This is a genomic window from Klebsiella michiganensis, assembly GCF_015139575.1.
GTDB classification, from domain to species: Bacteria; Pseudomonadota; Gammaproteobacteria; order Enterobacterales; family Enterobacteriaceae; genus Klebsiella; species Klebsiella michiganensis.
On sequence record NZ_AP022547.1, the window covers coordinates 5,341,692 to 5,365,460 of the forward strand.

At 56.3% G+C, this 23,769-nt stretch carries 18 protein-coding genes; 7 read left to right on the forward strand and 11 right to left on the reverse strand.

What is annotated here, in order from left to right:
• Positions 1 to 33: 33 nt before the first annotated feature.
• Both cybC and pmbA read right to left on the reverse strand, forming a co-directional pair.
• Positions 34 to 420: a cytochrome b562 gene (gene cybC / locus JLG71_RS24970; RefSeq protein ID WP_064358220.1), complete on the reverse strand. Its 387-nt coding sequence runs from the start codon at positions 418 to 420 to the stop codon at positions 34 to 36.
• A gap of 36 nt (positions 421 to 456) precedes the next feature.
• Entirely contained in the window at positions 457 to 1,809 is a 1,353-nt protein-coding gene (gene pmbA / locus JLG71_RS24975; protein WP_064358221.1) for a metalloprotease PmbA, read from the reverse strand.
• Between the two features lie 94 nt (positions 1,810 to 1,903).
• Between pmbA and yjgA the strand changes: the two genes are divergently transcribed.
• The 4 genes from yjgA to JLG71_RS24995 all read left to right on the forward strand — a co-directional run bounded on the left by yjgA (position 1,904) and on the right by JLG71_RS24995 (position 7,476).
• A complete protein-coding gene (yjgA, locus tag JLG71_RS24980; RefSeq protein WP_004098062.1) occupies positions 1,904 to 2,455 on the forward strand; it encodes a ribosome biogenesis factor YjgA in 552 nt (183 codons plus the stop codon).
• A gap of 637 nt (positions 2,456 to 3,092) precedes the next feature.
• Positions 3,093 to 4,604, forward strand: a complete 1,512-nt coding sequence (locus JLG71_RS24985; RefSeq protein ID WP_004098061.1) for a CoA-acylating methylmalonate-semialdehyde dehydrogenase — start codon at positions 3,093 to 3,095, stop codon at positions 4,602 to 4,604.
• Between the two features lie 194 nt (positions 4,605 to 4,798).
• Positions 4,799 to 5,941, forward strand: a complete 1,143-nt coding sequence (locus JLG71_RS24990) for an iron-containing alcohol dehydrogenase (protein WP_116279978.1) — start codon at positions 4,799 to 4,801, stop codon at positions 5,939 to 5,941.
• Between the two features lie 326 nt (positions 5,942 to 6,267).
• On the forward strand, positions 6,268 to 7,476 hold the full coding sequence (locus tag JLG71_RS24995) for an aldose 1-epimerase family protein (protein WP_025107443.1): 1,209 nt from the start codon (positions 6,268 to 6,270) through the stop codon (positions 7,474 to 7,476).
• 660 nt (positions 7,477 to 8,136) lie between these two features.
• Here JLG71_RS24995 and JLG71_RS25000 read toward each other — a convergent pair.
• Complete coding sequence (locus JLG71_RS25000) at positions 8,137 to 8,682, reverse strand: GNAT family N-acetyltransferase (protein ID WP_064405972.1); 546 nt, start codon at positions 8,680 to 8,682, stop codon at positions 8,137 to 8,139.
• A 64-nt stretch (positions 8,683 to 8,746) separates the two neighbouring features.
• Positions 8,747 to 10,120, reverse strand: a complete 1,374-nt coding sequence (mpl, locus tag JLG71_RS25005) for a UDP-N-acetylmuramate:L-alanyl-gamma-D-glutamyl-meso-diaminopimelate ligase (RefSeq protein ID WP_004098056.1) — start codon at positions 10,118 to 10,120, stop codon at positions 8,747 to 8,749.
• 175 nt (positions 10,121 to 10,295) lie between these two features.
• Between mpl and fbp the strand changes: the two genes are divergently transcribed.
• Entirely contained in the window at positions 10,296 to 11,294 is a 999-nt protein-coding gene (fbp, locus tag JLG71_RS25010) for a class 1 fructose-bisphosphatase (protein WP_004098053.1), read from the forward strand.
• A 44-nt stretch (positions 11,295 to 11,338) separates the two neighbouring features.
• Here fbp and yjfF read toward each other — a convergent pair whose 3' ends face one another.
• The 4 genes from yjfF to ytfQ form a co-directional block, all read right to left on the reverse strand.
• Positions 11,339 to 12,325 carry a galactofuranose ABC transporter, permease protein YjfF gene (gene yjfF, locus JLG71_RS25015; RefSeq protein WP_004098052.1) on the reverse strand — a complete coding sequence of 329 codons (987 nt, stop codon included), beginning with the start codon at positions 12,323 to 12,325 and terminating at the stop codon, positions 11,339 to 11,341.
• Complete coding sequence (gene ytfT, locus JLG71_RS25020; RefSeq protein WP_014227645.1) at positions 12,312 to 13,337, reverse strand: galactofuranose ABC transporter, ATP-binding protein YtfT; 1,026 nt, start codon at positions 13,335 to 13,337, stop codon at positions 12,312 to 12,314. The genes yjfF and ytfT overlap by 14 nt, the downstream gene beginning before the upstream one ends.
• Positions 13,338 to 13,347: 10 nt before the next feature.
• Entirely contained in the window at positions 13,348 to 14,850 is a 1,503-nt protein-coding gene (ytfR, locus tag JLG71_RS25025) for a galactofuranose ABC transporter, ATP-binding protein YtfR (RefSeq protein WP_014837206.1), read from the reverse strand.
• Between the two features lie 109 nt (positions 14,851 to 14,959).
• Entirely contained in the window at positions 14,960 to 15,916 is a 957-nt protein-coding gene (gene ytfQ / locus JLG71_RS25030) for a galactofuranose ABC transporter, galactofuranose-binding protein YtfQ (RefSeq protein WP_004098043.1), read from the reverse strand.
• Between the two features lie 403 nt (positions 15,917 to 16,319).
• Here ytfQ and ppa point away from each other — a divergent pair, with 403 nt between their 5' ends.
• Positions 16,320 to 16,847, forward strand: a complete 528-nt coding sequence (gene ppa, locus JLG71_RS25035) for an inorganic diphosphatase (RefSeq protein ID WP_004098041.1) — start codon at positions 16,320 to 16,322, stop codon at positions 16,845 to 16,847.
• Between the two features lie 150 nt (positions 16,848 to 16,997).
• Here the strand turns inward: ppa and JLG71_RS25040 are convergent, their stop codons facing one another.
• From JLG71_RS25040 to tamA, 3 genes are read right to left on the reverse strand one after another with little or no spacing between them, the layout of a single operon-like run.
• A complete protein-coding gene (locus tag JLG71_RS25040; RefSeq protein WP_004098039.1) occupies positions 16,998 to 17,342 on the reverse strand; it encodes a gamma-glutamylcyclotransferase family protein in 345 nt (114 codons plus the stop codon).
• Positions 17,343 to 17,344: 2 nt separating this feature from the next.
• Positions 17,345 to 21,121: an autotransporter assembly complex protein TamB gene (gene tamB / locus JLG71_RS25045; protein WP_200913882.1), complete on the reverse strand. Its 3,777-nt coding sequence runs from the start codon at positions 21,119 to 21,121 to the stop codon at positions 17,345 to 17,347.
• Entirely contained in the window at positions 21,118 to 22,851 is a 1,734-nt protein-coding gene (tamA, locus tag JLG71_RS25050; RefSeq protein WP_014227642.1) for an autotransporter assembly complex protein TamA, read from the reverse strand. Before tamA ends, tamB begins: the two co-directional genes overlap by 4 nt.
• Positions 22,852 to 23,060: 209 nt before the next feature.
• Here tamA and msrA point away from each other — a divergent pair, with 209 nt between their 5' ends.
• A complete protein-coding gene (gene msrA / locus JLG71_RS25055) occupies positions 23,061 to 23,699 on the forward strand; it encodes a peptide-methionine (S)-S-oxide reductase MsrA (protein ID WP_014227641.1) in 639 nt (212 codons plus the stop codon).
• The last annotated feature ends 70 nt before the right edge of the window (positions 23,700 to 23,769 follow it).

Consider the following 23,769-nt stretch of genomic DNA (forward strand, 5'->3'; position numbering starts at 1 on the left):
AGGCATCGGCTGACGCCTCCCCACAAAGAGAAATTAACGGTACTTCTTATGGTATGTATTGCGGGTGGTTTTAAACTCTTCCGCTGCGGCCTGGGCTTCTTTGACTTTGCCTTCATCAGCCAGCTTCAGCGCGCCGTCAATCTGGCCGATCAGCACATCGAAACCGTGACGATAGTCTTTCATTTCCGCGCTGTCCGCCGTTTTACCTTCCAGCTTCGGCGGCGTCTCTTTCTGAGCGTCAGCCGCCGCTGTGCGCATCTTATTCAGCGCCGCTTTCAGCTCGCCGGCATCTGAAGTTTTCTGCACCACTTGCAGGTTCTCAGCAAGGGTATCCATGTCTTCGCCCAGATCGGCGAAAGCCGATGCCGAACCAAGCGCAAAAGCCGATACGGCCAGCATCGCTAACAGTTTTTTACGCATTGCTCACTTCCTTTTTTATTATTAAGCACACAAGTGTTATTGCCCGGCGATCTTCATCTCCGGCAGCAGTACGGAACCGCACTGAATGTTGCTGCGCGTTTCGATATCGTCGCCGATGGTCACGATATTACGCCACATATCTTTCAGATTTCCTGCAATGGTTATCTCACTGACCGGATACTGAATTTCGCCGTTTTCTACCCAGAAGCCGGATGCGCCGCGTGAGTAGTCGCCGGTGACGCCGCTTACACCCTGCCCCATCAGTTCCGTGACGACAAGACCGGTCCCCATCTCTTTAAGCAACTTTGCAAAACTCAGGCCGCGGCCGTTAATACGCCAGTTATGAATACCGCCCGCGTGGCCAGTGCTCTTCAATCCCAGCTTGCGCGCCGAGTAGTTGGTCAACAGCCACTGGGTCAGTACGCCGTCTTTAATGATATCCCGGCGTTCCGTACGGACGCCTTCACTATCAAACGGCGTCGAAGCCAGACCTTTCAGCAGGTGCGGATGCTCTTCAATGGTCAGCCAGTCCGGCAGGATCTGGCTACCCAGCGCATCAAGCAGGAAGGTGGATTTACGGTAAACCGAACCGCCGGCGATCGCCCCGACCAGATGGCCAAACAGACCGGTAGCGACTTCGTTGGCGAAAATCACCGGCGCTTTCATCGTCGATAGCTTACGCGGGGCCAGGCGCGACAGGGTGCGGCGGGCGCACTCTTCGCCAACCCACTCCGGCGATTGCAGGTCGTCTATCGCCCGTCCGATGGTGTAAGCGTAATCGCGCTCCATATCGCCATTCTCTTCGGCAATCACGCAGCTGGAGAGCGAGTGGCGGGTAGAGCAGTAGCTCTGCAGCATGCCGTGGCTGTTGCCGAACACTTTAATGCCGTAGTGGCTGTTAAAGCTGCCGCCTTCGGTATTGCTGATGCGTTTATCGGCTTTTAGCGCCGCCTGTTCAGCGCGGGAGGCCAGCTCAATGGCTTCATCCGGGGAAACTTCCGCCGGATGGAACAGTTCAAGATCCGGGGCTTCAAAAGCCAGCAGTTCTTTATCCGCCACGCCCGCGCACGGGTCCGGCGAGGTATATCGGGCGATATCCAGCGCCGCCTGCACCGTGCGGGCAATAGCCTGCGGGCTGAGATCGGTCGAAGACGCGCTGCCTTTGCGATTCTGGTGATAAACGGTGATGCCGAGAGCACCATCGCTGTTGAATTCTACGTTCTCCACTTCGCCGTAGCGGGTGCTCACGCCGATACCGGTAGTTTTACTGACGGAGACTTCCGCGCCGTCGGATTTGCCTGCCGCCAGTTCCAGCGCCGTGGTCACGGCCTCTTCCAGCGTCTTACGCTGTTGTGCAACTTGAGAGATGACTTTCATCGCTAATGCCATAATGTAAGAAGGAGTTAACTGAAGTCTAACAGAGAACCGTTTTTCAGTGCGCGCCTTAACTGGTAACATTAGTCTCTTTTTTAAGGAGCCTGAGATGACAAAGCAGCCCGAAGACTGGCTCGACGACGTCCCTGGTGATGACGTCGAAGATGAAGACGATGAAATTATCTGGGTCAGTAAAAGTGAAATTAAGCGTGACGCCGAAGAACTGAAGCGTCTTGGCGCGGAAATGGTCGAGCTGGGTAAAAACGCGCTCGATAAAATCCCGCTGGATACCGACCTGCGCGACGCGATTGAACTCGCCCAGCGTATCAAGAAAGAAGGCCGCCGCCGCCAGATGCAGCTGATTGGTAAAATGCTGCGCAGCCGCGACGTCGAGCCGATTCGTCAGGCGCTGGACAAGCTGAAGAACCGCCACAACCAGCAGGTTGCGCTGTTCCATAAGCTTGAGCAGATCCGCGATCGTCTGATTGATAATGGTGATGATGCCGTGGCTGAAGTGCTGAACCTGTGGCCAGATGCCGATCGTCAGCAGCTGCGTTCGTTGATCCGCAACGCCAAAAAAGAGAAAGAAGGCAACAAGCCGCCGAAGTCCGCGCGTCTTATCTTCCAGTACCTGCGCGAACTGGCCGAAAGCGAAGGCTAATTCTGTATGACTCCCCCGGATTACGGCTGTTGCCCGATCCGGGCGACCCACTCCCTCGAACGCAATGCCATGGACAATGGTCAATTCGAATTTTCCCTGCATTTAAATCGGTTTTAATTTTTCATTTTCATTCGATTTCGCGCTTATATTTAACTTTTATTTCACAAGAAAGCCGTTCCATTGCAATCCGGCTGGCAATCTCCCCTCGCCATCAACGCCAATGCCATCAACACAACCTGTTAACTTTATTAAATAAAACAATATAACCCTGCCTTTAGGGCGCTGACTTTATCAGCAATTTGCTTATCTTTGATCCACCTCTCAAAACGGTTTTGTTATTTCATACATTATAATAATGAAAAATAAATTTCATTAAAGTACAAGAACCGAAACGGTGCGTGCGCGTATTTTTGGCCAGTGAGTTCTGTTCATTAAAACCTGGCGTCTGCAGGCTTTCCTCAGCAGAAAGTCGACAAAATCATCCGCACCGCCGCAGGTGAATCGCCCAGCGGAGGCCATCGTCCGGCAAGAAGCAGGAATTCACTTTTCACGAGAGGGGCTAACCCGGCGGTCGGTTATTTGCCGCCGACCGGAGCCAGATTTTAGAGAGTCGACAGCTATCATCATGGAGAAAAATATGACTACTGTACCAAGGCTGAAATATTTCGTTGATGGTCAATGGCGCGTATCGCAGACCGAACGCTATATGGACGTCTATAACCCAAGTACCGGGGAAGTCATGGCTCAGGCCCCCTGCTGCACCGAGCAAGAAGTGCTGGATGCCGTTGCCGCGGCGCGCAAAGCCTTTCCGGCGTGGTCAGATACGCCGGCCATTAAACGCTCGCAAATTATGTTCCGCGTTCGCGAATTATTAATCCAGCATCAGGACCGCTTAACCGAGCTGGTGGCAAAAGAAAACGGTAAAGCCTGGGGCGACGCCCAGGGCGATGTATTAAAAGCGAAAGAAGGTACCGAGCTTGCCTGCTCGATTCCCACTCTCATGGCCGGTGAAAACCTGATGGACGCCTCTGCCGGGATCGACACCAACCTTTATCGTGAGCCAATTGGCGTGTTCGCCGGTATTGTGCCGTTTAACTTCCCGGCAATGATCCCGATGGGATGGATGGCGCCATTATGCGTCGCCTCCGGTAATACCATGGTGATTAAAGCGGCCAGTATGACGCCGATGACCTGTATGGAAATCACCAAACTCTATCAGGAAGCAGGGGTGCCGGATGGGGTGATTAACGTCGTGACCTGCTCACGCAATGAAGCCGATATCTTGCTGACCCACCCGGACGTCAACGGCGTCTCCTTCGTCGGCTCAACCTCCGTGGGTCTGCACGTTTACTCCAAAGCCGCCGCTCACGGCAAGCGCGTTCAGGCACTGTGCGAAGCGAAAAACCATGCCCTGGTGCTGGCCGATGCGCCAATTAACCGTACCGCAGCGGGGATTATCAACGCCGCGTTTGGCTGCGCGGGCGAACGCTGCATGGCGCTGCCGGTTGTCGTGGTGCAGGAAGAGATCGCTGATAAGCTGATTGCCGCCGTCGTCGAGAAAGCCAAACAGCTGAAAATCGGCCCCGGCTATCTGCGCGATACCGATATGGGTCCGGTGATTTCTAAAGATCATAAGCAATCGGTCATCAACTGGATTAATAAAGGCATTGAGGAGGGGGCAAAGCTGGTGCTCGACGGTCGCGCTATTCAGGTGCCGGGCCAGGAAAATGGCTTCTACGTCGGGCCAACCATCCTGGATCGCGTAACCGAAGAGATGAGCGTCGGCACGCAGGAAATTTTCGGGCCGGTGCTGTGCTTTAAGCGGGTCAAAACCTTCGAAGAAGGTCTGCAACTTATGAACAATAACCCGTTTGCCAACGGCTCGGTTATTTTCACCCAAAGCGGCTACTACGCCCGCGAATTCCAGAAACGCACCCACGGCGGCATGGTCGGTATCAACGTCGGTATTCCGGTGCCGGTCGGCGTATTCCCGTTCTCAGGCCATAAGCAGTCCTTCTTCGGCGACCTGCACTGCCTGGGCAAAGACGGCGTCCGTTTCTACACCGAATCAAAATGCGTGACCTCGCGCTGGTTTGATGAAGAGGAAGCGAAACGCGAAAAAGTCGACTCCTGGGACGGTACGATTTAAACGCCGCTAATACCCCAAATAATTCAAGTTGCAGTCAACGCACCAGCCGCTCGAAGTATGACGGTCAACTCCCTCCAGATATTGCTTAGGCAATATCTGGAGCATTAATTCGATTTTTTTACTCTGCACGTGTCGCTGAATCGTAAATGACGAATGCACACTAAAAAAATCCTTAATATTAAATGGAGTTTCCTATGACCCAGGCCTTCTCAATTCCTCGCAGTATTATTTATGGCGAAAATGCTTTAGAACATCTTTCCACGCTGAGCGGCAAAAAAGCCGCGTTAGTCACAGGCGGAAGTTCCATGAAGCGTTTTGGCTTTCTGGATAAAGCCGTCAGCGAACTCAATAAAGCGGGTATGGAGTGCATTATTATCGATAATGTCGAACCCAATCCGTCCATTAAAACCGTCTGGCGCGGCGCAAAAGCGATGCAGGCTTTTGAACCGGACTGGATAGTGGCGATTGGCGGCGGCTCCGCGCTTGATGCCGCAAAAGTAATGTGGTGTTTCTACGAGCATCCGCAGTTGAAGTTCGAGGATATTCTTCCGGTCGGTTCCATGCCGGTGCTACGCAATAAAGCCCGATTTGTGGCGATCCCTTCCACCAGCGGCAGCGCCTCTGAGATCACCGCATTTTCGGTGATCACCGACACGGCAAATCATATCAAATACCCGATTGTTGCCGCCGATCTGGTACCGGATATCGCCATTCTCGACCCCACCATTCCGGCAAAAATGCCGCCGCACGTTACCGTTCATACCGGAATGGACGTTCTGACCCACGCCATTGAAGCCTATGTGTCCACCGCGGCCAACTCGTTTACTGACCCCTATGCGGTAGAAGCGATTCGGCTGGTGTTTACGTATCTGGAAATCGCCTGGCGCTCACCTGATGATTTAAACGCCCGCATGCATATGCACAATGCTTCTGCGCTGGCGGGAATCGCCTTCACCAACGCCTCGCTGGGGTTAGTTCATTCAATGGCGCATAAGATTGGCGGCGAGTTTGGTATTACCCACGGTCTGGCAAACGCGATTATGCTGCCTTATATCATTCAATATAATGCGAAGTTCACCAAAAAATATCGTCAGCTGGAAGCGGCGTTAGGCATCAAAAACCTGATTGAAGCGATCAACGCGCTGAATCAACGTCTGGGCGTGCCGAAAACGCTAAGCCAGTGCGGCGAAGTTGAAATCAATGAAATCACCTTTGTGAACGTCCTCGACAGAATGAGTCACCATGCCGTTGACGATCCCTGCACATTAACGAATCCTAACTATCCGTCCGTTCAGGATGTCAAAGGGCTCTATACCAAAGCGTTCTACGGCGCTTGATAATCTCCCCGCTGCGTTTTTTTACACGGTAAAGCCGCTTCAACCAGGGCCGCCTGGGCCACCAAAGCCCGGCGGCCCTGTCGTTTCTAAAGGCTTCATCATAGCCGTAGCCAGTAATAGCTGAATCGTTAAAGCTAAAATCATCTTGATTCACATTTTTTTAGCAACAACTTTTATAATTACTTAAAAAAAGCGATTTAAATCTCATTTAAAAATATAAAAACGGCCGTTTTCTCACCAGGTGAGACACTTCACATTTTCATAATCCACTTACAACTAAATTCCCTGCATCAGCAACACAATCGATTCAGCAAAAGGGTTAAAAAATGAAAAAAACATTAGCTTTAACAGCAATCGCTATGCTTGTTTCTGGGCCTGTAGTCGCGAAAACATGGGTGCTGACAAGCGCTGAAAGCGGTATGGATAAAGGAAACTGGCAGATAACCAGCGACCAGCTGAAGATAAAAGATCATAACTTCAGCATTGAGCAAAAAGTCCTTCACGGCGGGAAACAGGAAGGCAGCAAAATCCTCGTGATCCACAGCAAAGACGGCCTGACGATTACCCTGAGCCCGACTCGCGGCATGAATCTGCTGAAAATCGAAGGTTTTGGTTCACGGATGGGCTGGGACTCACCGGTAAAAGAGGTGGTCAACCCGGCCTTTATTAACCTCGAAAGCCGCAACGGGCTGGGCTGGCTGGAAGGCTTCAATGAAATGATGGTGCGCTGCGGCTATGAATGGACCGGCCACCCGGTAACCGCAGACGGGCAGATTTATACCCTGCACGGTAAAGTCGGCAACACGCCGGCTTCACAGGTGGAAGTGGAGGTCGCGGACACCGCGCCGTATGAAATTCGCGTTCGCGGGCTGGTGAAGGAGAGCACGTTTAAGAAAGCGGATCTGCAGACCATGACCGAGCTGCGCTATGTACCCGGCAGCAACAGCTTCAGCCTGCACGATGTCTTAACCAACCATGCTGACTATCCGCATGACTATCAGATTATCTATCACAGCAACTTTGGCAAGCCGATCCTCGAAGAGGGGGCCCGCTTTATGGCGCCGATCGCCAGCATCAGCCCGTTCAATGACTACGCCAAAGCCGGCTTAAAAACCTGGCAAACCTACGCCGGTCCAACCAAAGATTTCGATGAAATGGTGTTTAACATGCAGCCGCTGGCGGACGAAAATCATCAAACGCTGGCCGCCGTGGTCAACAAAGCCGGCGACAAAGGGGCATCGATTCAGTTTGATACCCGCCAGCTGCCGGTGCTGACGCTGTGGAAAAACACCGATACCGAGAAACAGGGTTACGTGACCGGTATTGAGCCGGGTACCAGCTACGCCTATCCGGTAACCATCGAGCGCGAGCAAAAACGCGTTAAGCAGCTTCAGCCCGGGGCAAGCACCCAGTTTGATCTGACCTATACGCTGCTGCACAGCAGCGAGCAGGTTGCCGACGTGGAGAAGAAAATCGCGGCCATTCAGGGCGATACCAAAGTGGCGGAAAACGAAACGCCTATCGCGAAGGAGTAGCGTAAGCTTTGAACCCATCCCGGGTTGCGGCGTAACGCCTGACCCGGGCTACCGGCCCGCAGACGACGGTAAACCCGTAGCCCGGCTAAGCACAGCGCGAGCCGGGAAAAAAGCGGAGATGACATTGCGCGCTGCTTCCCGGAGGCGGCGCTTGACGCGCCTTGTCCGGGCTACCGGACCGCAGACGGCGGTAAACCCGTAGCCCGGCTAAGCACAGCGCGAGCCGGGAGAAAAGCGGAGATGACATTGCGCGCTGCTTCCCGGAGGCGGCGCTTGACGCGCCTTGTCCGGACTACCGGCCCGCAGACAGCGCTGAACCCGTAGCCCGGCTAAGCGCAGCGCGAGACGGGAAAAAAGCGGAGATGACATTGCGCGCTGCTTCCCGGAGGCGGCGCTTGACGCGCCTTGTCCGGACTACCGGCCCGCAGACAGCGCTGAACCCGTAGCCCGGCTAAGCGCAGCGCGAGCCGGGGAAAAAAGCGGAGATGACATTGCGCGCTGCTTCCCGGAGGCGGCGCTTGACGCGCCTTGTCCGGGCTACCGTCCCGCAGACGACGGTAAACCCGTAGCCCGGCTAAGCGCAGCGCGAGCCGGGGAAAAAAGCGGAGGTGGCATTGCGGGCTGCCTCCCGGAGGCGGCGCTTGACGCGCCTTGTCCGGGCTACAAAACCTTGACCGCGCCAGCCTGCTCCATGACCACCAAACGCAAATCCTGCGCAAAGCGCTGGTACTGCGCCTCATTAATCGGCTGCGGATAGCTCAACACGATCAGTTCATGATCGGCGATGCCCTGATGATAGGTCGGATGGCGATGCGCCCAGGGATTCGCGCAAAATCCCATGGTTTCATAAAAGCGCAGGCGCTTATGGGCAACTTCGCTGGTCAGCGGATCGATTTCCAGAACGGTCAGCGGCGCGCGCTGAAGTATTTCAGCTAACAGCCGCTTGCCGTAGCCGCGCGATCGCAAGGTATCGTCGATGGCCAGATGTTCAACGTAGCGATAGTCAGCAAACCGCCAGCAGCCGCTCAGGCCAATAAACTGGCCATCATCGAACCAGGCTTCCAGTTCATAATGCGGATTATCAAGCGCCTGCTGCTTAGCCTCGGCTTCACGCTGCTCGTGCCACGGAAAGGCCCTGCCGTACAGTGCGTCAAGCGGGGGAAAATGCGAGGAATCGGTAGAGGTCACTCTTTCTGAATTCAACATGAACCCTCCTGGCTACAAAAACTATCCGCCCTCACGCGGAGGGCGGATAAACGAGGAGAATAGCCTACTCGGCCGCCTCGGCTTTTTTCGCCAGCTTATCGAGCAGCTTCTGATGAATGCCGCCAAATCCACCGTTGCTCATCACCAGAATGTGGTCGCCAGGATGGGCGGTTTTAACAATCATATCCACCAGCGCATCGACATCGGCGCTCCAGTGCGCAGGCTGTACGCAAGCGTCAGCCACTTCAGCAACCTGCCACGGAATATGCTGCGGCTGCAGCAGGAAGACCTCGTCCGCGCGACCGAGAGACGGCGCCAGGTCGTCTTTGCAAATGCCCATTTTCATGGTGTTAGAACGGGGTTCAAGCACGGCAAGAATACGCGCGGTACCGCCAACTTTGCCGCGTAGCGCCTGCAGGGTCGCCAGAATCGCCGTCGGGTGGTGGGCGAAATCATCGTATACGGTCACGCCGTTGGCTTCGCCGCGCAGCTCCAGACGGCGGCGGGCGTTGATAAAGCTGCCCAGCGCGTTGGCCGCATCGGCGGGCAGCACGCCGACATGCCGGGCGGCGGCGATGGCCATCAGGCCGTTATGCATATTATGCTCGCCGACCAGCGCCCACTTCACTTCGCCGACTTTCTCGCCGTCCAGCCACACTTCCCAGGAGGAAGCATCGGTGGTGAGCTTTTTCGCCTGCCAGTGCCCCTGTTCGCCAACCAGCTCCTGCTCGCTCCAGCAGCCCATCGCCATCGTCTGCTTCAGATTGATGTCGTTCTCCGGCAGGATAATCTTGCCTTTACCCGGCACAATACGCACCAGATGATGAAATTGCTTCTGGATAGCTTTTAGATCGTCAAAGATGTCCGCGTGGTCGAATTCAAGGTTATTGAGAATCAACGTGCGCGGGCAGTAATGAACAAATTTGGAACGTTTATCGAAGAAAGCGCAGTCGTATTCATCGGCTTCAATCACGAAGAACGGGCTGTCGCCGAGGCGCGCGGAAACATCGAAGTTGCCCGGAACGCCGCCGATAACAAAGCCCGGCTTGTAGCCGCAGGCTTCGAGGATCCAGGTCGCCATGCCGGCAGTGGTGGTTTTTCCGTGCGTTCCGGCAACCGCCAGCACCCAGCGATCGCGCAGCACGAAATCGTGCAGCCACTGGGGACCGGACATGTAAGGGATATTATTTTCCAGCACCGCTTCCACGCACGGGTTTCCGCGCGTCATTGCGTTACCGATGATCACCAGGTCAGGCTGCGGATCCAGCTGGCTGGCATCATATCCTTGAATTAACTCAATTCCCTGGTTTTCCAGCAGGGTACTCATTGGCGGATAGACGTTCGCATCCGACCCCGTTACCTCATGACCGAGGGAACGTGCCAGCATCGCCAGCCCCCCCATAAACGTGCCACAGATTCCTAAAATATGAATGCGCATTCGTCATTTCCTTCTCTTATCTGAAGCACAGTTTACCGGGATGTTGGGGGGGAAAGAAATGCATTTCAGGCGAATCCGTATTTTGCTGGCGCGATTCACCAGTGCGAACTTTTTTTATTCTTTGTTAAGATTGTTATGTTCGTTTTACTTCACATAAACATGCAGGGAACGGGTTATGAAAACGTTAGGTGAATTTATTGTCGAAAAGCAGCACGAGTTCTCTCACGCAACCGGCGAGCTTACTGCTTTGTTGTCGGCGATAAAGTTAGGCGCCAAGATCATCCACCGCGATATCAACAAGGCCGGCCTGGTCGATATCCTGGGTGCCAGCGGTGCTGAAAACGTTCAGGGCGAGGTTCAGCAAAAACTCGACCTGTTTGCCAATGAAAAGTTGAAAGCCGCACTGCGAGCACGCGATATTGTTGCCGGGATCGCCTCTGAAGAAGAAGATGAGATCGTCGTCTTTGAAGGATGCGAACACGCCAAATACGTGGTGCTGATGGACCCGCTGGATGGATCTTCTAACATCGACGTTAACGTCTCTGTTGGTACGATCTTCTCTATTTACCGCCGCGTCACGCCGGTGGGCACCCCCGTTACCGAAGAAGATTTCCTGCAACCGGGCAACCGACAGGTCGCCGCGGGCTATGTGGTGTATGGCTCCTCGACGATGCTGGTTTACACCACCGGCTGCGGCGTGCACGCCTTTACCTATGACCCTTCCCTTGGCGTCTTCTGCCTGTGCCAGGAGCGCATGCGCTTCCCGGAAAAAGGCAACACCTACTCGATTAACGAAGGTAACTACATTAAGTTCCCGATGGGTGTGAAGAAGTACATTAAGCACTGCCAGGAAGAAGATAAAGAGACCCAGCGCCCGTATACCTCACGCTACATCGGCTCTCTGGTGGCGGATTTCCACCGCAACCTGCTTAAAGGCGGCATCTATCTCTACCCGAGCACCGCCAGCCACCCGGACGGTAAACTGCGCCTGCTGTACGAATGCAACCCGATGGCGTTCCTTGCGGAACAGGCGGGCGGTAAGGCCAGCGATGGTAAAGAGCGTATTCTGGATATCATCCCGGAAAGCCTGCATCAGCGCCGTTCTTTCTTCGTCGGCAACAACCATATGGTTGAAGACGTCGAAAACTTTATTAAAGAGTTCCCGGACGCGTAACCCGCCTCTTCCCCTCCCGCCTTACGGGAGGGGAAATCCTTCCATCAGTGCCCCACCCTTGTCACCGGCGAACTCTGCCGATTCTCCCACAGCACCGTCAGGCCGCGCTGCAGCGCGATAAAGATGAACAGCAGGATACCGATAGCGATCTTGGTCCACCATGAACTCAGCGTACCGTCGAAGTTGATGTAGGTTTGAATCAGCCCCTGAATGGCGACGCCAAACAGCGTGCCGAGAACCGTCCCTACCCCACCGCTTAACAGCGTACCGCCGATAACCACCGATGCAATCGCGTCCAGTTCAACGCCAACGCCCGCCAGCGCATAGCCCGCCTGGGTATAGATGGAGAAGACGATCCCCGCCAGCGTCGCCAGCCCGGTAGAGAGCATATAAATGCGGATCGTCGTGCTCCGCGTGGAAATCCCCATCAGGTTCGCCGACGTCGCGTTGCCGCCGATGGCATAAACCTGATTGCCGAAGCGGGTGCGGTGGGCCATAAAAATTCCGCCGATCACCACCAGCAGCATCAGCAGCCCCATCGCGCTCAGACGCCCGCCGCCGGGGATGGTCCATGCCAGTCCTGACAGCGCGTCATACACCGGATGATTAATGGGAATCGACTCTTCCGAGACCAGGTAGCTGACGCCGCGCAGAAAAAACATCCCGGCGAGGGTGATGATAAACGCCGGGATCTTCAGCGCATCAATAAGCAGGCCCATAAACGCGCCAAAGGCGCAGCCCATCACCAGCACCAGCGGAAACGCCACCAGCGGCGAAATCCCCCAGAAACCGATCGCTTTAGCGAGAAATACGCCGGTAAAGGCGATCACCGACCCGACCGACAGATCGATCCCGCCGGAGAGGATCACGAAGGTCATGCCGACGGCGATGATCCCAAGAAAGGCATTGTCGGTCAGGATATTGCAGATCACCCGCGTCGAGGCAAAGCCGGGAAACTGGGTCAGGCAGTAAAGGTATCCCAGTACGAAGACCGCGAGGGTAATCATTAACGGTAAATTACGTTTTATCATGGCCGCGCATCCCCTTCAGTATGCTGATAAAGCGCGGCGACTGGACGATCAGTACGCACAGCACCACCACCGCTTTGACTACCTGATTAAGCTCCGGCGGGAACCCGGACAGCAGGATCCCGGTATTCATCCCCTGGATAATCAGCGCCCCGACGACCGAGAGCAGCAGGTTAAAGCGCCCGCCCATCAGCGAGCCGCCGCCGATAACCACCGCCAGGATGGCGTCCAGCTCCAGCCATAGCCCGGCATTATTGGCATCCGCGCCGCGAATATCCGCCGCAACGATAATGCCGGCAATCGCCGCGCAAACGCCGCTCAGCACGTAGGCCAACATCACGACGATGCGGGTATTTACCCCGGCGTTTTTTGCCGCGCGAATGTTAATCCCCACCGCTTCGATAAACATCCCCAGCGCGGTTTTGCGGGTAAACAGCCAGAACAGCACCAGCGTCACGATAGCGATAATCACCGGCGTCGGGAACAGCAGTAGCGATCCGCTGCCGAGCCACGCCAGATGCGGAGAGTCAAAGGTCACGATCTGCCCGGAGGTGATCAGCTGCGCCACGCCGCGTCCGGCGACCATCAGGATCAGCGTGGCGACGAACGGCTGGATCTTCAGCACCGCCACCAGAATGCCGTTCCACAGACCGGCCAGCGCGCCGGCCCCCAGCGATGCGAGCAGCACAACCGTCAGGCTGTGCCCCGCCACGGTCATTGACGCCGCCGTTGCGCCGGCAATCGCCATCACCGCCCCGACGGAGAGATCAATCCCGCCGGTGGCGATAACCAGCGTCATCCCAATCGCCAGCAGCGCCACCGGTGCGGCGCGGTTCAAAATATCTATCGGGCTGCCGAACAGTCGCCCGTCCTGGAGCACGATCTGGTAGAAATGCGGGGCGACCAGGCTGTCAACGACCAGCACCAGCAGCAGCGCAATAATTTGCGGCATCCCTTTTGGCCAGTTAAAGCGCCGTTTCGGCTGGCCGGTTTTCGGAACAGATTGAGGCATCATCGGTTACTCCTTATGCCGCAATAGCGTTCATGATCGCCGGCACGGAGAGCTCGCTCAGAGCCAGCTCCGCCACCTGCTGGCGATCGCGCATGATAATCACCCGATCGGCGTAACCCACCAGCTCTTCCAGCTCTGAAGAAATGACCAGCAGCGCCAGACCATCGGCGCACAGGGTTTCAATCAGGCGGATGATTTCAGCGTGGGCGCCAACGTCAATACCGCGAGTCGGTTCATCAAGGATCAAGAACTGCGGCTTCGTCAGCAGCCATCGGGAGAGCAGCACCTTCTGCTGATTACCGCCGGAGAGAAATTCGATCGGCTGTTCAGCGCTGGGGGTACGAATACCCAGTTGACGAATGAAACGTTCAGCAATCTCATTTTGTTCGCGCCGACCAATCGGCCGCAGCCAGCCGCGCTGCGCCTGTAGCGCGAGAACGATATTTTCCCGCACCGAGGCGGCGGCGATAATGCCGTCGGTTTTACGATCTTCCGGACAGAAGCCGATCCCGAGGCAGGATGCCTGATGCGGCGAGCGCAGGGTTTGCGGCTTGCCTTTGATCCACGCTTTGCCGCTGTCGGCGGGTTTAATGCCGAAGATCACCTCCGCCGTTTCCGTACGTCCCGAGCCTAACAGCCCCGCCAGGCCGACGATTTCACCGGGACGGACCTGCAGACTAAACGGTGCGATGGTGCCTTTTTTGCCAAAATCTTCGAAGGCGGCCACCGGCTTATCGCTCAGCAGGGTGCGGCCCGCGCGCTGCAGGGCGTTATGCTCCAGCTCACGGCCCAGCATCATCTTCACCAGTTCAATTTGCGGCAGCTCGCGGGTTTCCCGGCAGCCGACAAAACCGCCGTTACGCAGCACGGTGATGCGATCGCTGACGGCATACACCTGGTCGAGGAAGTGGGTGACGAAAATCAGGCTGACCCCGCTATCGCGCAGCTGGCGCATCAGGGTAAAGAGCATCTCCACCTCCTGGGTATCCAGGCTGGCGGTCGGTTCATCAAGAATTAACACTTTTGCTGACAGGTCGATCGCCCGGCAGATCGCGACAATCTGCTGCATCGCCACCGAAAAGCGGTTCAGCGGTTCACGGACATCAAGAGAAAAACCGTAGGACGCCATCAGCGCGGTGGCGCGCTTTTCCATCTCTTTACGCCGCAGCAGGCCAAAGCGTCTGGGCTCGCGGCCGATAAACAGATTGTCCGCCACCGACATATTAGGCAGCAGGTTCACTTCCTGATAGACGGTGCCGATCCCCAGCTGCTGGGCGTGAGCGGTATTTTTCGGCGCGATCTCCCGTCCTTCCAGCCAGATGGCCCCGCGATCGGCATGATAGACGCCGGTCAGCGCTTTGATCAGGGTGGATTTACCCGCGCCGTTTTCGCCTAACAGAGCCATGATTTCGCCCCGGCGCAGGCTAAAATTAACGTTATCCAGCGCCTTCACGCCGGGGAAAAATTTGCTAAGCCCTTCAGTACGAAGGATTTCCTGATGTAATTCGCCGTTCATGCTCTCCCCCTCACCTTTGCCCTCTCCCCGATGGGAGGAGAGGGAAATCAGCCGCGCTTTAGCGACCGGGGACATCCCGGAGGCGGCGGTGAACCTGTGATTCGGCTACTCAGTAGCCCATATTTTTCTTCTTCTCTAACTCTTCTTTCGCCGTATCCGGCAGGTAGAGGGTCGATTTGGTGATGGTGACTTTTTCAGGCAGGGTGCCGTCTTTTTTGTATTTCTCCAGCGCATCGAACGCCGGACCGGCCATATTCGGCGTCAGTTCGACGCTGGCATTGGCCTCGCCGGCCATCATCGCTTTATAGATATCCGGCACGCCGTCGATAGAGCCGGTGAGGATATCTTTGCCCGGCTTCAGCCCGGCCTCTTTAATCGCCTGAATGGCGCCAATCACCATATCGTCGTTATGGGCGTAAACCATGCAGATGTTCTTGCCGTTGTTTTCCGCTTTGATAAAGCTCTCCATGACTTCTTTGCCCTTGCTGCGGGTAAAGTCGCCGGACTGGGAGCGGATAATTTTGATATTAGAGGCTTTAGAAATGGCCTCAGCGAAGCCTTTCTTGCGGTCAATCGCCACGCTGGCCCCCACGGTGCCCTGCAGTTCAACAACGTTACACGGCTTACCGTCAACGGTTTTGACCAGCCACTCGCCGATCAGCTGGCCTTCCAGCACGTTGTTCGCGGTAACGGTGGTCATGTAGAGATCTTTGTCTTTAACATCAATTGAGCGGTCGAGCAGGAATACCGGGATTTTGGCCTCTTTCGCTTCTTTCAGTACCGGCTCCCAGCCGGTCGCTACGACCGGCGCGATGAAGATGGCATCGACGCCCTGAGCGATAAAGGAGCGTACGGCTTTAATCTGGTTTTCCTGTTTTTGTTGCGCGTCGGCAATCTTCAGAGTGATGCCGCGCTTCGCGGCCTCCTCTTTCGCGACGTTAGTTTCGGCCGCGCGCCAGCCGGATTCAGAACCGACCTGCGAAAAACCTACGGTAAGAGGGGCAGCCATGACCATAGACGACATAGCTGCGGAAACTGCTGTGACAAGAAGTAAGCGCTTCCACATAAGAGGATCCTCGTAGGGTTATTGTTGGTTAAAGCCTCACCTGCGGACAAACTATAGACAATCGGAGATGTAACTGAATGCGTTACATCACACTTCAAAAAAGTTAATTAGATGTTAATCAGCGGCCATCTCACCAGCGGAGAGCCGGTGAGGCTTCGCGAGCCGCGCGAGCTTCGCCGTTTATGACGAAATTTTGCACACTTTGAGATATCAAGCATATGCAATGAAAACGGTTACATAATTTTATTCAGTATGCGGCTATGTTTATGGATTTTCAGGCTGTCTTACGCTGAAAAATTCAGACTCCACCCACCCGTTCTGGGGAAAAAGAAGCGAAGACATTCGATGTGAGTTGGCTATAATATCGGGCACTTGTTTGCCATACATTTTAAAGGAAACAGACATGAGCTTACTCAACGTACCTGCGGGCAAAGATCTGCCGGAAGACATCTACGTCGTGATCGAGATCCCGGCGAACGCAGATCCTATCAAATACGAAGTCGACAAAGAGAGCGGTGCACTGTTCGTTGACCGTTTCATGTCCACGGCGATGTTCTATCCGTGCAACTACGGCTACATCAACCACACCCTGTCCCTGGACGGCGACCCGGTTGACGTTCTGGTCCCGACGCCGTACCCGCTGGAGCCAGGTTCAGTCATCCGCTGCCGTCCGGTTGGCGTGCTGAAAATGACCGACGAATCCGGTGAAGATGCGAAACTGGTTGCGGTACCGCACACCAAGCTGAGCAAAGAGTACGATCACATTAAAGATGTGAACGACCTGCCGGAACTGCTGAAAGCGCAGATCACCCACTTCTTCGAGCACTATAAAGACCTCGAAGCGGGCAAATGGGTTAAGGTTGACGGCTGGGACAACGCTGAAGCGGCGAAAGCTGAAATCGTGGCTTCCTTCGAGCGCGCTAAGAAGTAATTCAGCCGCACTCAGGTTCGCAAAAACACCGCCTCCGGGCGGTGTTTTTTTTGGCCGTTGATCCATGCCCGAGCGGCGGCTGACGCCTTAGCCGGCGACAGCACCTAACGCCACAAAAAACAACGCCACCCGAAGGTGGCGTTATCGTTATTAATACTGGTCTTTATCCAACCAGTTGCCGCTTTCTATCAGCGTGAAGCCCTCAACGGGGCGCTGATAGACATACATCCAGGCGCTACCGTAGGGCGTCTGGATCAGGTGACGAGCATACTCGCCGCCTTTGGTACGCAGCGCATCCAATTCAGCCAGCGTCGATGCGTCAATACGATAGACCTCACCATGTACCGTGCCATCGCCGGGCACCGCGCCTGGATAGTGGCCCAGGCTGTACAGTTGATAATCATTGACACTATGATCGCCCAGCCACTGAGCGTTGGTCATCCAGTGGCTGTTGCCTTGTTTGCGTCGTAAACTGCCGTAAACAAATATTCGCATTGCTAAAACTCAAACTGATAGAGCAAATCGAGAGCCTGGTCTACGCCAGACACAGCTTCCATATATAGCTTAGGCATCAGGCGATAGCGTAACGTCAACGTCGCCAGGGAGTCAAAGATCCCTACCCCATATTTTACCTGCAGACCCGGCAGTACATAGCCGCTGACCACCACCTGGGAGGAGTCGCCCACTCCCTCGGTATCCAGCGCCAGATTGCTTACGCCAAACGTCTCGCCGATTTTACCCACAACCTGACCACTTTGTGCAACCCCCATACCAATAAGCATTGAAGTCATGGCTGCGCTATCGCTCTGTCCGCTGCCTAAACCCTGCCCGCGTAGCAGGTAAGAGAGCGCTTCCTGCTGCGACATCGCCGGATCGGAGAAAATCTCCGCTTTCGGCTGATCGGCCGAGCCGGTCACGCGAACGCCGGCGATAACGTCGTCCTCGGTGGCGTCCGGATTACGAATGGCTTCGATATTCAGCAGCGGCTGATCCGGCGGACCAGAGAACAGCAGCTCGCCTTTACGCACGATCAGATCCTGGCCGTAGGCATGGAAACGCCCTTCCGGGATGTTGATCTGCCCGTTGAGCCCCAGCCCCTGTTTGTCCTGCGCCACTTTCAAATCGCCGGTCAGACGCGCTTTCAGACCAAAGGCGTCGAGACGAACGTTGTTGCCCACGTGAATCGTCAGATTGCTGTTGATAGGGATACCGGCGCTCTGCTGCTTAATCGGCTGCAGATTTTTATCCAGCATCACTTCGTCAGATGAGACCCCAACGGCGCTTTCCGGCACTTCGTTGACGACGATACGCGCCCAGGGCACATCAACGCTGCCATCCAGGTTAAACAGGCTTGGCGTGGCGGTAAAGACCACGTCCGGCGACACATCCAGGCGCACCATCGGCGGCACGGTTATCCGCACCCGGCTGCCCTTCGCCGCAATCTGCGCGCGCCAGTTGTCAATCTGCGTCCAGTCGGCGTTGCCGCTGAGCGCAATCTGTCCCTGGCGAGTGTTCACCGTCCCCTGCAGGGTCGAACGGGTACCGGTAAAATTCATCGCCAGCTGGCTCGGCTGCATATCAAACGGCATAAAGTTACCGTCAATATCCACGCCGTTCAGCTGCATCTGACCGAAAAGCTGCGGGCTCTGGACGTTGCCGCCCAGCGTCAGACGCGCGTTCAGTCTCCCTTCCGCCTTTTCACCGCGCGAGAAGATAGGGTTGATCATCGCCAGCGAGAAGTTGCTGATATTGACGTTACCGCCCAGATTGCGTCGGCCCTGGGGATCGGTGACCTGCACCTGCCCGTCCAGCTGGCCATTGTTGGTCAGGCGAATCAGCCAGCCCAGCTGGGCGCGGTTATTGTGCAGATCGGCCGTGAGGTTCAGGGTATCGAAAGCCACCGGCAGCGGCGCGTCGTTGACCGTCTGCGTCACCTTCACGTTACGCCCGCTCAGGGTGACCTTACCCTGCGGCAGCCCCTCTTTGGTGGTGTCCCAGCTCACATCGGCATTACCGCTAAACACGCCGCTGGCCTGGGTCGCTTCCGGCATAAAGGGTTTGAGCATCGCGAGATCGAAACGGTTGAGGTTCACCACCGCGCGCCCGCTCGCGCCGGCGTCGATGGTCTGCGGTACGCACAGCTCGGCGTTCGGGTTAGTCCAGCAGTGCGGCCCGATGCTGATTTTCTGCTCAAGGTTGCGGTAATCCAGCGCGATATCACGCGTCAGCGCCACCGGCCCCACCGGTGTCTGGAAACGGGTATTGCTCAACGAGCCTTTCCAGCGCTCCGCTTTGCGGTCAAAGCTCCCCGCCAGCGAGAGCTGCCCGGAGACCGGATCGCCCTGCACCCGCAGCTGCAGGTCGTGCTGCTTCTCATTGCCCTTCGCATTGAGCTGCACCAGGCTGATATTCACGCCCGGCTGGCTAATACGGTCAACGCGTACGTCAAGGTTACCGCCAATCTGGTCGGTGGATTTCACATCGCCCTTCACGTTCACCTGAGCCACCGACAGCTCCTGCCAGCGCAGCGCCCGGGCGGTGATATCCGCCAGCAGCTGCGGCGCGTCGACGGTGCCGCGAACCTTCACCAGCCCTTTCGCCGTCCCGCCCAGGCCCGGCAGGGCGTTATCGAGATGCGGCGCGTCAATGGTGGCGTCGAGGTTTAGGTCTTTGACCCCCAGCTCGCCTTTCACGTCGGCGCTGTTAGGGCCTAAAGCCAGATGCAGGCCGGGGATTTTCCACTGCATATAGCTGTTGCCCTGCAGCGATCCGCTCACATCGACTTTGTTTTGCTTCACGTTACCGGTGATTTTCAGCTCCGGCACCGACATCTGCCAGCTGCCGCCGTACAGGCTGCCCTGGGTCTTAATCAGACCGTTGAGCTTCGACGGCCAGTCCGGGACCTCTTTAGCGGTGTTGATACCGTCAAGCGTCAGTTCGCCGCGCCAGCTGATCGCCTGCTGCCAGTCGAGCAGCGCCTTCAGTTCGGTTTTCCCTTCGAGGGCGGCGACGGTGAGCTTATCGAGATTCACCTGCTGCTCGTTGCCCTTCGCGTTCAGGTTAATCTTCGCTGGCGGCAGCGACTGCCCTTTCACCGCGGTGCTAAAGGCCAGGGTGTAGTCGGTCATCTTGCCGTTAAATTTCAGCAGAAGATCGTCAGCCTGATACGCTTTCTCGCCGGTAAACGGCCAGTAGAGCTGCTTGCTTTTCACCTCCATATCCAGCGGCAGGCCGGCCTCAGCCAGCTGCGTTTCGGCGCGCAGCGTCATCGCGACTGGACCATTCAGATCGATGCCGACCGTGAGCTTTTTACGCACTTCGCCGCCCACTTTTAGCTGCACTTTCTCGCCCTTCAGGGGGTCAATATTCAGCGTACCGTTGAGGGTGATATCGACCGGCCAGTTATCCTGCAACTGCGCGTTACCGGAAGCCGTGACTTTCCCCTGGTCGGAGTCCACGTCCAGCGCGTCCAGCTTCATCTGCCCATCGATGCTGCTGACTTTAAGCAGCAGATTGTAGATGGTTATATCGGTATCGCCGGTGAGACGCAGCTGCTCGCCGCGGAACGCCTGAATATTAAGATTCAACGGCAGATGGACGTCAGTCATTTCCGGCAGCACCGGTTTCGAGAACAGCTCTTTCATCGTCTCGCCGAGCGGCTTTTCTTCCGGCCGCGGGTTGTCAATTTTCGGCTCGACAACCTGCTCCTGAGCCACCTTCGCCACCTTCGGCAGCGCGATGAGCAACCCCTGCAGCGAGGTCGGCGTCAGGGTGAGGTTTTTCTCCTGCCAGTTAAGCCCCGTGGAAAAGTCGCGCACCGAGACGGCGGTATCGTCAATTTTTACGTTGACGTTATGCAGCGCCACCCGGCTCAGGGTGACGGGATAAGGCGTGGAGAGATTCAGCGGCCCGCTCTCTTCTTCTTCAACCGGCGCCGCTGGCGGCATCTTGCTGGTATCGATCGCCACATAGATATCGCGCAGAGAGATATCGTTGACGCACAGGCTGCTGTCCCACAGGCAGCGTAGCTTAACGCCCAGATGGAACTGGCCGGCGGTGACCGCCACGCCCGGCTGCTCAAAGCGCACGTTCTCCAGCGTCAGATCGCGCCAGCCGCCGGTGGCTTTACCGATTTCCAGCCCCGGGACCCAGCGATCGGCGGCTTTGATAACCAGATGCAGGCCGGTCGTCGTCCCCACCAGGAATCCTACCGTCCCCAGCAGCAGCAGCAGAAAAATCAGTACGCCGAGGCTTATCTTCTTCCATAAACTCATAATTCAGGCCCCAGACCGATGTAAAACTGTAAACCGTGCTCTTCTTTGTCGCCGATCGGTCTGGCGATATCCAGCTTGATTGGCCCGACCGGAGACTGCCAGCGCACGCCGAGGCCGGCGCCGGTTTTAAAGTTGCTTTCGCGGATATCGCTTACCGCTTCGCCGCTATCGACGAACACCGCGCCCCACCACTTGCCGCTCACGTTGTACTGATACTCCAGCGAGCCGGTAGCCAGCTTCGAGGCCCCCATCAGTTTGCCGTCGTCATCTTTTGGCGAGATAGATTTGTATTTATAACCGCGAATGCTGCGGTCGCCGCCGGCGAAGAAACGCAGATCCGGCGGGACTTTGCTGAAGTTATCGGCCTCAATCCAGCCGAGGTTGCCACGCACCACGAAACGGTGGCGGTCATAAAGGGTGCGGATCCAGACGTCCTGCGCCTGCATCACAATAAAGTTAATATCCGAGCCCCACATGGTGTTGGAGTAGTCCACCGAATAGCGCTGCGAATCGCCCCAGGTCGGCATCAGGCCGCCGCGCGAACGGGTACGGTTCACCGACACGCCGGGATAGATCAGCATGGTGGTGTTGGTGACGTTGGCCTGGGTAAAGTGGTCAAGACTCCAGCGCAGGTTCAGCGCGCGCTGCCAGCCGCTCGACATCTCCCAGTAGCGCGAAACGGCCAGGGTGGTGGAGTCAGATTTAGTATCGTTGAGATCCGTACGTTTAAAGCCGCCCTGCATCAGGTAGTACTGCTCCAGGGGGCTTTTTAACAGCGGTACCTTGTAGCTGAAATCAAGCTGCTGTTCAGGGGCGGAAAGGCTGAGGCTGGAAGTGAGGCTGTGGCCGTAGGAGTTCATCCACGGCTTTCTCCAGGTGCCTTTGACGCGCGGCCCGACGTCGGTTGAGTAGCCGACCCCGGTTTCCACGGTGTTCTCTTTACGCGGAGAGACCACGCCCTGCAAAGGCAGCACTTTCGTCTGACGGGACTTGTCAAACTGCGGCGCCACCACGACGGAGCTAAACCAGCCGGTTGCCGCCAGGCGGCGGTTAAGTTCGGCTAAATCCTGCGAGGTGTAGTAGTCGCCCTGCTTAAACGGCACCAGGTTTTGCAGATATTCGTCGCGAATTTGCGAGCCTTCAAAAGTGACCGGGCCAAAGCGGTAGCGCTCGCCGCTGTTGTAGTCGATATCCCAGAAGGCCTGATGCCGGTCGAGGGAAACGCCAAGCTGGCTTTTATTAAACTCGCTGTCAAAGTAGCCCTTACGCAGCGCAACCCGGGTCAGAGAGCTTTTAAAACTGTCATAATCACCGTGATTGAGGACCGTGCCGATCGCCGGGCGCGTGTTTAGCAAATCCAGATAGTCGCGATCGGTTCGGGCGCCGCCGCGTAAAATCACGTCAGTGCCGCCAATGCGCACCGGTTCGCCGGGCGTGACTTTGGCGATCAGCACCTGACGCCCCCTCGCCGGCGGCGGACGTAAATCAAAATCAATCGTGGGTTCGTAGTAGCCCAGCGCTTTCAGTCCTTCGCGGATAGCATCATCAACGCGCGCGCGAAAGCGCCGGTCCGGCGTGACTTCATCGCTCTGGATCGTAGAGAGTTGGGCGCGGACGTTTTTTTCCAGTTCCCCGGATAGTCCCTCAACCTGCAAACGCACGCTCGCTGCGCTGGCGACCCCGCTGACCAGCAAAACGCTGGCGATACATAACTGGCGGATTTGTAGCACTTTTTCTCCTGAATATCCTTGTTTCCCCCCGAAGGAAACGAAAGTGCCGCTCCACGGCTTAACAAAACCCTAACAACTAAGGGTTGAAAAATAGACGTTATCCCAAATAATTCTTATGTTTAAATCTAGACGTATTAAGCGCGTTTATTGTGTTCAAAGACACGCTTGGTTACAACCTTAACCACATTTTCTGTTTTGAGAGGCCCACCGTGAGTCTATTTGATAAAACGCATCTTGTCGCCCAAGCGGACGCGCTGCCGGGACGCAACACGCCGATGCCGGTGGCTACGCTCCACGCCGTCAATGGTCACTCGATGACCAACGTTCCCGCAGGAATGGAAGTCGCCCTGTTCGCCATGGGCTGCTTCTGGGGCGTTGAACGCCTGTTCTGGCAGCTGCCCGGCGTTTATAGCACCGCCGCTGGCTACACCGGCGGCTATACGCCCAACCCGACCTACCGCGAAGTCTGCAGCGGCGAGACTGGCCATGCTGAAGCCGTGCGCGTGGTCTACGATCCGCAGGTTATCAGCTATGAGCAGCTGCTCCAGGTATTCTGGGAAAATCACGACCCGGCGCAGGGCATGCAGCAGGGTAACGACCGCGGAACGCAGTATCGCTCCGCGATTTATCCGCTAACGCCTGAGCAGAGCGAGGCGGCGAAGGCCAGCCTGGCGCGTTTCCAGGCGGCAATGAATGAAGCCAACGACCCGCGCACTATCACCACCGAGATCGCGACGGCGAAGCCGTTCTACTATGCGGAAGACGATCATCAGCAGTATCTGCATAAAAATCCGTACGGATACTGTGGCATTGGCGGAATTGGGGTTTGTTTGCCGCCGCAGGCCTGATGCGGCTGCACCGTAGCGCAGGCCGCCGGATTGAATAATTTACGCTCTGGCGGCTTTACAGTACCTTACG